The sequence below is a fragment of the Alcanivorax sp. genome (genome assembly GCF_051117345.1).
In the GTDB taxonomy this organism is placed as follows: Bacteria; Pseudomonadota; Gammaproteobacteria; order Pseudomonadales; family Alcanivoracaceae; genus Alcanivorax.
Genome location: NZ_JBNPEC010000154.1, coordinates 1 through 10640, shown reverse-complemented (window position 1 = coordinate 10640; position 10640 = coordinate 1). Strand labels below are relative to the sequence as shown.

At 61.1% G+C, this 10640-nt stretch carries 8 protein-coding genes; 5 read left to right on the top strand and 3 right to left on the bottom strand.

Annotated elements, in window-relative coordinates; translation table 11 throughout:
• Positions 1 to 759, bottom strand: a 759-nt coding sequence (pilM, locus tag ACFE0K_RS10060; protein WP_434535936.1) for a type IV pilus assembly protein PilM, incomplete at its 3' end; no start/stop codon positions are given.
• Positions 760 to 957: 198 nt separating this feature from the next.
• Between pilM and ACFE0K_RS10055 the strand changes: the two genes are divergently transcribed.
• Positions 958 to 3537 (top strand): penicillin-binding protein 1A, encoded by a 2580-nt coding sequence (locus ACFE0K_RS10055; RefSeq protein WP_434535935.1) that lies wholly within the window; start codon positions 958 to 960, stop codon positions 3535 to 3537.
• Between the two features lie 73 nt (positions 3538 to 3610).
• On the opposite strand, the gene ACFE0K_RS10050 is transcribed toward ACFE0K_RS10055, so the two are convergent.
• Together ACFE0K_RS10050 and rpmE are read right to left on the bottom strand one after the other, a co-directional pair.
• Complete coding sequence (locus tag ACFE0K_RS10050; RefSeq protein WP_434535934.1) at positions 3611 to 4885, bottom strand: malic enzyme-like NAD(P)-binding protein; 1275 nt, start codon at positions 4883 to 4885, stop codon at positions 3611 to 3613.
• A 128-nt stretch (positions 4886 to 5013) separates the two neighbouring features.
• A complete protein-coding gene (rpmE, locus tag ACFE0K_RS10045) occupies positions 5014 to 5232 on the bottom strand; it encodes a 50S ribosomal protein L31 (RefSeq protein WP_434535933.1) in 219 nt (72 codons plus the stop codon).
• Between the two features lie 158 nt (positions 5233 to 5390).
• Here rpmE and ACFE0K_RS10040 point away from each other — a divergent pair, with 158 nt between their 5' ends.
• The 4 genes from ACFE0K_RS10040 to hslV form a co-directional block, all read left to right on the top strand.
• On the top strand, positions 5391 to 7562 hold the full coding sequence (locus ACFE0K_RS10040; protein ID WP_434535932.1) for a primosomal protein N': 2172 nt from the start codon (positions 5391 to 5393) through the stop codon (positions 7560 to 7562).
• A 106-nt stretch (positions 7563 to 7668) separates the two neighbouring features.
• On the top strand, positions 7669 to 9423 hold the full coding sequence (gene argS, locus ACFE0K_RS10035; RefSeq protein ID WP_434535931.1) for an arginine--tRNA ligase: 1755 nt from the start codon (positions 7669 to 7671) through the stop codon (positions 9421 to 9423).
• A gap of 21 nt (positions 9424 to 9444) precedes the next feature.
• The gene (locus ACFE0K_RS10030; protein ID WP_434535930.1) at positions 9445 to 10074 is read left to right on the top strand and encodes an SPOR domain-containing protein; all 630 of its coding nucleotides are present in this window, start codon (positions 9445 to 9447) and stop codon (positions 10072 to 10074) included.
• A gap of 285 nt (positions 10075 to 10359) precedes the next feature.
• A partial coding sequence (gene hslV, locus ACFE0K_RS10025) for an ATP-dependent protease subunit HslV (protein WP_434535929.1) occupies positions 10360 to 10640 on the top strand: 281 nt, incomplete at its 3' end.

Here is a 10640-nt window from a genome sequence, read left to right as displayed (position 1 = left end):
GGGCAGTTCGCCGGTTTTCTTGGCCAGACCGGCCTCTTCCATGGAAATGCCGTAGCGACGCTGAATTTCTTCGGTCAGCTGCTTGCCACCAAACAGCTGCTCACGAGTATAGACACTGCGCCCCTGATGGAAGACGTTCAACGTGGTCATGGTGGCACCGATATCGAAGACCGCCACGGTCTCCAGCTCCTCGGCATTGGGCAACCCCGGCAGCGCCAGCTGGAAGGCCCGCTCCATGGCATAAGCTTCCACATCAACGGCCTTGGCCTGCAGCCCGCCGATTTCCAGCGCATCAGTTCGCATTTCCACATTTTCTGTGCGCGAGGCCGCCACAAGCACTTCCACGCGCTCGACGTTACCTTCAACAGGCCCCATGACCTGGAAATCCATACGTACTTCATCCAGCGGGAAGGGGATATACTGATCCGCCTCCACTTTCAGCTGGCTTTCCATCTCGTCTTCGCTGAGAGAGGCGTCCATTTCAATCAGCTTGGTGATCACGGCGGAGCCGGACACTGCCACCGCCGCGGCCTTCACCCCGGGACGGGCGCGGCTGACCAGACGGGCGATAGCATCCCCGACGCCCTCCACGTCACTGATGTTTTTTTCGACAACCGCGTTGGCCGGCAGAGGCTCAACCCCATAGCTTTCGACCTTGTAGCGGTTCCCCGATTTCGACAGCTCAAGCAGCTTCACCGCCGTGGAGCTGATGTCGATCCCCAGTAGTGTCTGGGCCTTTTTTCTGAGGAAAGGCAGCACTGTTGTCGTCCCGTCTGGTTATTATTAAAGTGTTTTTTCTTGATAAAGATACACTTACACGTTTTTTATGTCGAATCACTTTAGGTGTAGTAATAGCAGAACAGATATTAGATCACAACAACCTTTCCACCATATAATGACCCACTTCACGGGCCAGCTAGGCCTTTCTACCGATCCCAGCCAGTAGTTGTCGAAAACATGCGCTTACCCTCCTGGACCCGATACCTGCTCCTTCTCCTGATTGCCGGCGCCGGTGGCGGGCTATCCATTCTGGCCGCCAGCTATTTGTATCTGGCCCCGCAACTACCCCCAGCCAGTCAGATCCGCGAGGTGGAATACCAGATTCCCCTGCGCATTTACAGCAATGATATAAAACTTATTGCTGAGTATGGGGAAAAACGCCGACAACCGGTATCCTACGACGAATTGCCGGAAACCTTGGTGCAGGCCGTACTGGCTGCCGAGGATGAGCGCTTCTTCAGACACAACGGCGTTGATCTGAAGGGTCTGGTGCGGGCCGCTGTGGAACTGGCCCGCTACCGGGAAATCCGCTCCGGCGGCTCCACCATCACCATGCAGGTGGCACGCAACTTCTTCCTCAGCCGGGACCAGCGCTTTCTGCGCAAATTCAACGAGATTGTCTTGGCCATCCAGATCGAGCGGGTACTCAGCAAGGAAGAGATTCTCGAGTTGTACCTGAACAAGATCTATCTGGGCCACCGGGCCTACGGGGCCGAAGCCGCCGCCCAGGTCTACTACGGCAAATCCGTGGGGGAACTCAACATCTCCCAGCAAGCCATGATCGCCGGCCTGCCCAAGGCCCCCTCCGCCTACAACCCAATCACCAACCCGGAACGGGCTCGGGTGCGCCGCAACTGGATCCTGTTCCGCATGGAAGAAACCGGTGTTCTCACCCCAGAGGCGCGCAAGGCAGCCCAGGCCGAACCGGTCAGCGCCCGTTTCCATGCGGCCCGGCCCGAGGTAGACGCCGCCTACGTGGGCGAAATGGTCCGCCTGCAGGCTGCCAAACTGGTGGAGCAGGATATTTTTACCGATGGCATTCGCATCATCACCACCATCGACAGCAAGCGCCAGACAGCAGCCGTTCAGGCACTGCGAACCGGCCTGCACAGCTACGATGAGCGCCATGGCTATCGCGGCCCGATAGCGCAGCGGGATGTCAGCGGAGCCCCGGCATTGTCAGCCATAGAGGTGTCTGACAGCGAACAACCGCCGGCAGAACAGAGCGAACTGCCTGCACAGGCAGAAAAAGCGGAAATCGAGAAAACCATTACCGGACTGGACCCGAAAGTCGCCCGCTGGGTAAAAATGATCCGCGACCAGCAACGAATCGGCCCCCTGCAACCGGTCATCGTCACCCGCGTGGGCGAACAGGATGCAGACATCCTGTTCCGCGATGGCAAGCGCGCCCAACTGGCCTGGAATGATATCCGCTGGGCCCGCCCCCAGCTCAACAACAAATATGTCGGAGAAGAGCCCCAGCAAGCCGGCGATGAGCTGACCCGGGGCGACATCATCCGCGTCCGCCCGGTAGGCCCTGAAGATAACCGCCGCTGGCGCCTGGCCCAGTTGCCCGTGGCGCAATCCGCTCTGGTCTCACTGGACCCGGCCACCGGTGCCGTAGTCGCCATGCAGGGCGGCTACAGCTTCTCTGCCTCCAACTTCAACCGGGCCGTGCAAAGTGAGCGCCAGGCCGGCTCCGTATTCAAACCCTTCATCTATACCTCGGCCATGGAGAATGGCTTCACCCCCGCCTCCATCATCAATGACGCCCCCGTGGTGTTCGATGACGACAAACTGGAAACCGCCTGGCGCCCCACCGGTGCCAGTGGCAAGTTCTACGGCCCCACCCGCATGCGCGAGGCCCTGTACCGCTCGCTGAATCTGGTTTCCATTCGCATTCTTCGCCAGATCGGCATCAGCCAGGCCATGGGCACACTGAAACGCTTCGGCCTGCCCGCTGATGGCTTTCAGCGTGATCTGTCCCTGGCACTGGGTAGTGCCAGCGTCACCCCGATGGATATTGCCAACGCCTACAGCGTCTTTGCGAACGGTGGCTACCGGGTGACCCCCTGGGCCATTCAGCGCATCGAGAATGCGGATGGCGACATCCTCTGGCAGGCAGCGGACGTCATTCTTTGCGAGCCCCCTTGCCTCCCCCCCCTCAAACTGGAAGACGACATTTCAGAACTGGCGTCATCACCAGGACAATCGAACCAGGGCGACAAGGACAACGCCGACGAATCGATCACACCAATACAGCCAGAGCCGGTCATGGCACCCCGGGTACTGGACCCACGCATTGCCTGGCTGATGAATTCCATGCTGCAGGATGTGATCCGGGTAGGCACCGGCAGCAAAGCCCGCGCCCTGGGACGTGATGACCTGGCCGGCAAGACCGGCACCACCAACGACCAGGTGGATGCCTGGTTCTCCGGCTATGCTCCGGACCTGGTGGCCACTGTCTGGGTAGGCTTTGACAACCCGGCCAACCTGGGCTGGGGCGAATATGGCGGCAAGGCGGCCCTGCCAATCTGGATCGACTACATGGGGCCGGCACTACAAGGGGTTCCGGAACGACAACTGGAGCAACCCTCCGGCATCGCCACCGTGCGTATCGATCCCGACAGCGGCCTGCTGGCGCGCCCGGACAACCCCAATGCCATCCGCGAGTACTTTATTGAGGACCAGGTGCCGGAAATGGAGCCTCAGCGCGGCCCTGGCGGCAGCAACAGCGCACCGGAACAGATTTTCTAGTTGGGTACTTGGCGCTAACCATAAAAAAACCGCCCTTTTGGGCGGTTTTTTTCGTCTGGCGTCCGGCGTCACATTACAACTCCGGGAAAATCTCATCCAGCGAGTTCAACGGATAATGAGAGGGGTACCCCTTGCGAGCCACACCACAATCTACCGCCGCACGAGCCACCGCTGAGGACACACGGCCCAGCAGACGAGGATCATTGGGCTTGGGAATGATGTAGTCGGCACCAAAGGTAAGTGGCTCACCACCATAGGCATCCAGCACTTCCTGAGGTGGCGCTTCGCGCACCAGCTCGGCAATGGCGTGCACCGCAGCGATCTTCATTTCCTCGGTGATCGAGGTGGAGCGCACGTCCAGAGCACCACGGAACATGTACGGGAAACACAGCACATTGTTCACCTGGTTGGGAAAATCGGAACGCCCGGTTGCCACGATCGCATCCGGGCGTGCCGCCTTGGCCACCTCCGGGCGAATTTCCGGATCCGGATTCGCCAGGGCAAAGATGATCGGCCGAGGCGCCATCTTCTTGACCATTTCCGGGGTCAGCATGTCCGGCCCGGACACACCGATAAACACATCCGCCTCTTCCACCGCATCGTTCAGGGTGCGCTTGTCGGTGTCGTTGGCCAGCGCCGCCTTGTACTGGTTGAGATCATCGCGACGGCTGTGAATCACACCCTTGCGATCCAGCACAAGGATATTTTCCTTGCGCGCGCCCATCTCGATCAGCAGCCGCACCGATGCCACGCCAGCGGCGCCGGCACCCACACAGACCACCTTGATGTCTTCGATACGCTTTTCCTGAATCTCCAGCGCATTGATCAGACCGGCACCCACCACGATGGCGGTACCGTGCTGATCATCGTGGAATACCGGCACATCACACTGCTCTTTGAGGATGCGCTCGATCTCGAAACACTCCGGTGCCCGAATATCTTCCAGGTTGATACCACCAAACGTGCGATGGATACGCACCACAGTGTCGATAAAGGCCTGGGAGTCTTCCGCGTCTACTTCGATATCGAACACATCGATACCGGCAAACAGCTTGAACAGAATCCCCTTGCCTTCCATGACCGGCTTGGACGCCAGCGCGCCGAGATTACCCAGGCCCAGGATGGCGGTGCCATCGCTGATCACGGCGACCAGATTGCCCTTGGCGGTAAAGCGGTAGGCCAGCTCTGGCTCCCGGGCGATCTCGCGCACCGGTTCTGCCACACCCGGACTATAGGCCAAGCTCAGATCACGGCTGGTTGCCGCCGGCTTGGTCACCTCAACGCTGATTTTCCCTGGCCGCGGTTTGGCGTGGTATTCCAGGGCCGCCGTTCTCAAATCCTCAGACATGCTGGTCTCCGCTGGTCCCTAGTCGGGCTAAACTGTCAGGCTAAACACTGTGTACGCAAGATCTCAAAGCAAAAAGCACCCCGCAGGGTGCTTTTTAAAGGCTACATAAACTGCGGTGAAAACGCTGTTTAGTCCTTCTTGCTGCGCATCACGCCGAAACGCTGCTTGAACTTGTCGATCTGGCCACCGCTGTCGGCTTGCTTCTGCTTACCGGTATAGAAAGGATGGCAAGCGGAACAAACGTCCAGGTCCATCGCACCGCCACGGGTGGAATGGCTTTCAATAACGTTACCGCAGCTGCAGGTATAAGTCGCTGCCTGGTATTCGGGATGAATCTCTGGTTTCATGGCTGAGCTCCAATATGTGTCGCTACCTGGCTCTACGACAGGCACCACACGGCTTGCGTCTGGGAAAAAGAAGGCGAATCATAACAGCTTGATCCCAATCCGCAAGCGCTGAGAACCTATTTGCAGGCTCTTTGACGCTGCAGTCTTCAGGAACGCCCTTGTCAGCCAAGAAAACCCTGCAAATTGCCCTGCCGGTCCCGCTAACTGGCTGCTTCGACTACCTGTACCCGGGCGACACCCCGCCTCCGCGCGGCTGCCGGGTACAAGTGTCTTTCGGTCGTCGTACCCTGGTGGGCCTGGTCCACGGTAACGGCAACAGCGATTACCCCAAACTCAAAGCCGTTCAACGGGTGCTGGACGACAGCCCTGTCTTGCCGACAGAACTCTACCAACTGTGCGAACGGGCGGCCCGCTACTACCACCACCCCCTCGGCGAGGTCCTCAATTACGCCCTGCCGGCCCTGCTGCGCCAAGGCAACGATGCCGAAGCCAGCCAGGAAAAGCGCTGGCAGCTTACCGAAAGGGGCCACCATGTCAGCGACGACCAGGTCAGTCGGGCCCCACGCCAGCGCCAGGCCCTGCACACCTTGCGTGAGCACCCCAAGGGGCTGAGCAGCGCCATGCTCGCCGCCTTGGAGGTTCCTTCAACCGCCCTGAACAGCCTGCGAGACAAGGGCTGGGCGGAGCAGGTGGCTCTGGACGATGACGCGCCACCCAAGGACATTCTTGCCCAGCCACCCCTGGCCGCCAATGCAGAACAGCGCCAGGCAATCCGCGCCCTTCAGGACGCCAAGGGGTTTACCCCTTTCCTGCTCGATGGCGTCACCGGCAGCGGCAAGACCGAGGTCTATTTACAGGCCATGACCGCGCATCTGACCGCCGGCAAACAGGTACTGGTGCTGATCCCGGAAATCGGCCTGACACCGCAGACCGTGCAACGTTTCCGCCAGCGATTCGCGGTGCCGGTGGTCACCCTGCACTCCGGGCTCACCGACCGGGAACGCCTGGACAACTGGCTGGCCGCCCGTGACGGCAAGGCGCGCATCATCATCGGCACCCGCTCTGCCATCTTTACCCCAATGGCCGACCCGGGCCTGATCATTGTCGACGAAGCCCACGACGCCTCCCTGAAACAACAGGACGGCTTTCGCTTCCATGCCCGCGACCTGGCCACCTGGCGAGCCCAGCAATTGGGCATCCCGGTGGTGCTGGGCAGCGCCACCCCTGCCCTGGAAACCCTGCAACTGGCCCGGGAGGAACGCTTCCAGTGGCTGAAACTCTCGCAACGGGCCACCGACCAGGGACGCCCGCCCATCGAAATCCTCGACGGCACCCTGGCCGCCCCCGGCCAACCACTGCTACCCCAGTCCCTGCAGGCAATAAAACACTGCGTCGAGCAGGGCAACCAGGCCCTGGTCTTTATCAACCGGCGCGGCTACGCCCCCATGATTCTCTGCCAGGATTGCGGCTGGCAGGCAGAATGCCGCCGTTGCGACAGCTTCCTCACCTGGCACCGCAGCGAAGGCAGCCTGCGCTGTCACCACTGCGACTATCAGCAACAGGTGCCATCGCGTTGCCCGGACTGCGGCTCCAGCGCCATCCATGAAGCCGGCAGTGGCACCGAAAAACTCACCGAACTGTTGGAACAGTCGATACAGGTTCCGGTAATCCGCATCGACCGGGATGCCACCCGCCGCAAGGGCAGCCTGGATGCTCACCTGGCCACCATCCAGCAGGGCAACCCGGTGGTGATGGTGGGCACCCAGATGCTGGCCAAGGGGCATCACTTCCCGAAGCTGTCTCTGGTGGTGATTCTGGACATGGACGCCGGCTTTCTCAGCGCCGACTTTCGCGGCCCGGAACAGGCCGCCCAACTGCTGCTGCAAGTGGCAGGCCGCAGCGGCCGGGAACACCAGGGCCGGGTACTGCTGCAAACCCGCCACCCGGACCACCCGCTCCTGCAACTGGCCGCCAGCGGCGACTACCCGGCCCTGGCCAGCGCCTTGCTGGAAGAACGGAAGATGGCCGGCCTGCCCCCTTTCGGTCACCTGGCCCTGTTCCGCTGCGAAGCCATGAGCATGGCCAAGGCCATGGACTTTCTGCAGCAGCTGGCCGGCATCCCGCTACCTCCCGGTGTTCATCTGTTGGGCCCGGTCCCCGCCCCCATGGAAAGACGCGCCGGCCGCTACCGTACGCAGATGCTGCTGCAATGCACCAGCCGCCCCCCTCTGCATCAGGCCATCAGCCTGTTGCTGGAACAGGCGCGCACCCTGCCCGCCGCCCGCCAGTGCCGCTGGCATCTGGATGTGGACCCGATTGATATGTTGTAGAACGCCACATGCAGCCCGCAGCAGGGCGCGTGCTGCGTAATCTCGCCTTTTCCCGTACAATCGCCGCCCAATCGAACGGCCCAGATGCCCTCCACAAAAGAATGCCATGAAAGAACGCCTGATTACCCTGATCGACAGCGCCCTGGACACCCTGATTGCCGAGGGCAGCCTGCCCGCCGAGGCCAAGCGCCCGGCGCAGATCGACCGCACCAAGGACAAGAGCCACGGCGACTTTGCCACCAATATCGCGCTGATGCTGGCCAAACCCGCCGGCATGAAGCCCCGCGACCTGGCGGAAAAACTGATTGCCGCCCTGCCGGCGGATAACGCCGTGGCCAAAGTGGAAATCGCCGGGCCTGGTTTTATCAATTTCTTCCAGGCCGATGACTGGCTCACCGGCCTGCTGGATCAGGCACTGGCCGACGAGCATCTGGGTGTATCCCGTCCGGAGCAGGCACAGACCGTGGTGGTGGACTATTCCTCCCCCAACCTGGCCAAGGAAATGCACGTGGGGCACCTGCGCTCATCCATTATCGGCGATGCGGTGGTGCGCACCCTGGAATTCCTCGGCCACAAGGTGGTTCGCCAGAACCATGTGGGCGACTGGGGCACCCAGTTCGGCATGCTGCTGGCCTACCTGGAAGAACAGAAAAGCGAGGAAAGCAACACCGAGCTGTCCCGCGAACTGGGAGATCTGGAAGGCTTCTACCGCGCCGCCAAACAACGCTTCGACGACTCCGACGACTTCGCCACCCGCGCCCGCAGCCTGGTGGTAAAACTGCAGGCCGGCGACGAAGACTGCCTGGCCCTGTGGCGGGAATTCAACAGTGTCTCCCTGAGTCACTGCCAGGCCGTCTATGACCGCCTGGGCGTAAGCCTGACCCCAGCGGACGTGCGCGGCGAAAGCGCCTACAACGATGACCTGGCTCAGGTGGTCAGCGACCTGGACGCCCGCGGCCTGCTCAGCGAAGACCAGGGTGCACAGTGCGTGTTCATGGACGAATTCAAGAACAAGGAAGGCGCCCCGCTGCCGGTGATCGTGCAGAAAGCCGACGGCGGCTACCTGTACGCCACCACCGACCTGGCGGCCCTGCGCTACCGGGCCGGCACCCTGCATGCCGACCGCATGCTCTACTTCGTGGACCAGCGCCAGGCCCTGCACTTCCAGCAGATGTTCAGCCTGGCCAAGCGGGCCGGCTTTGTCCCGGAAGACACCGAGCTGGAACACATGGGCTTTGGCACCATGAACGGCCCGGACGGTCGCCCTTTCAAGACCCGCGACGGCGGCACCGTGAAACTGATCGACCTGCTTGATGAAGCCGAAGAGCGTGCCTATACGCTGGTCAAGGACAAGAACCCGCAACTGGACGACCAGGATCTGCGCACCATCGCCCACGCCGTGGGTATTGGCGCGGTGAAATACGCAGACCTGTCGAAGAACCGCAGCAGCGACTACATCTTCAATTTCGAGCAGATGCTCAGCTTCGAAGGTAACACCGCCCCCTACCTGCTCTATGCCTACACCCGGGTGGCCAGTGTATTCCGCAAGGCGGGCCTGGACATGACCCTGGTCAGCGGTGAGTTCCTGCTTCAGGAAGAGGCCGAACAGGCTCTGGCCGCCCGCCTGGTGCAATTCGGGGAAGTCCTGGAAAGTGTGGCCGAAAAAGGACTGCCACACCTACTGTGCACCTACCTGTATGACGTAGCCGGCCTGTTTTCCACATTTTACGAGCATTGCCCGATCCTCTCCGGCGACAATGAGGACCTCAAGCAGAGCCGCCTGAAGCTGGCCGCGCTGACCGCCCGCACCCTGAAACAGGGCATGGAACTGCTGGGCCTGAGCCCGCTCGAACGGATGTAGCCCGACCAAGGACACCACCCCATGGCAAAGAACACCAGCAAACGCGGGGCCAGCCGCGGCCCCGTACGCAAGAAGACGCAACGCCAGGTTCCGGGCTGGGTCTGGCTGTTCACTGGCTTGATGGTGGGCCTGTTTGTGGCCTTCCTGTTTCACCTGGGCAAGACCCAGCTACAACAGGGCGATGGCGGCCAAGTGGCACAAAAACCGGCACAACCCACCAAGCCGGCCAAGCCCGAGCCGAAAAAGAGCAGCGACGACGACTCCCCGCAATTCGATTTCTATGCGGTGCTGCCGAAAATGGAAGTCATCGTGCCGCAGAACGAGAGCGATTCAGGCACCCGGAAAAGCCGCGAGCCCGCTCAGGAAAAACCCACCAGCGAACGCAAACCGGACGCCGGCACCCGCTCCAGCGACGAACGCTATCTGCTACAGGCGGGCAGTTTCCGCCGCAACGAGGATGCCGACCGTCGCCGGGCAGAATTGATCCTCAAGGGCTTCGACGCCTCCATTCAGTCCGTGGACCTGGAAAGCGGCGACAGCTGGCACCGAGTCATGATCGGTCCCTACGACAACCTCAACGCCATGCACCGGGCCCAGGACCAGCTGGCCGGCAATGGCATTGAGACCCTGCCGATCAAGATGAAGAAGTGAGTGTTTCCCAACTGTAGGAGCTTGCCTGCAAGCGATGCGGGGTTCATCAAGCTCCTGCGGTTAATTGATCGTTGATAATGGATAATTGATAACGGCTCAATCCAGGGCTTCGGCTCTAACAAAGGGTAGAAGCCGCAACCAGGCCATGGCCGCGGCCTCTTTCCTTGCCCGGCACCAAGCCTCCTCGCGAGTTATCAATTATCAACTATCAATTGCCCCCTCTTCCCTTGAATACCCCCTCCCCCGCCCTTACCTCCCCTTCTACGAGACAAAAGGAGAACGCCCGTGGAGCAGTATCGCGGTACGACAATCGTTTCCGTTCGCCGGGGCAACAACGTGGTCATCGGTGGTGATGGCCAGGTGAGCCTGGGCAACACCGTCATGAAGGGCAATGCCCGCAAGGTACGCCGCCTCTATCACAATAAGGTGATTGCCGGGTTTGCCGGCGGCACCGCCGACGCCTTTACCCTGTTCGAGCGCTTCGAAGCACAACTGGAAAACAACCAGGGCCATCTGGTCCGCGCCGACGTTGAGCTGGTCAAGGCATGGCGCACCGACAGCGCCCT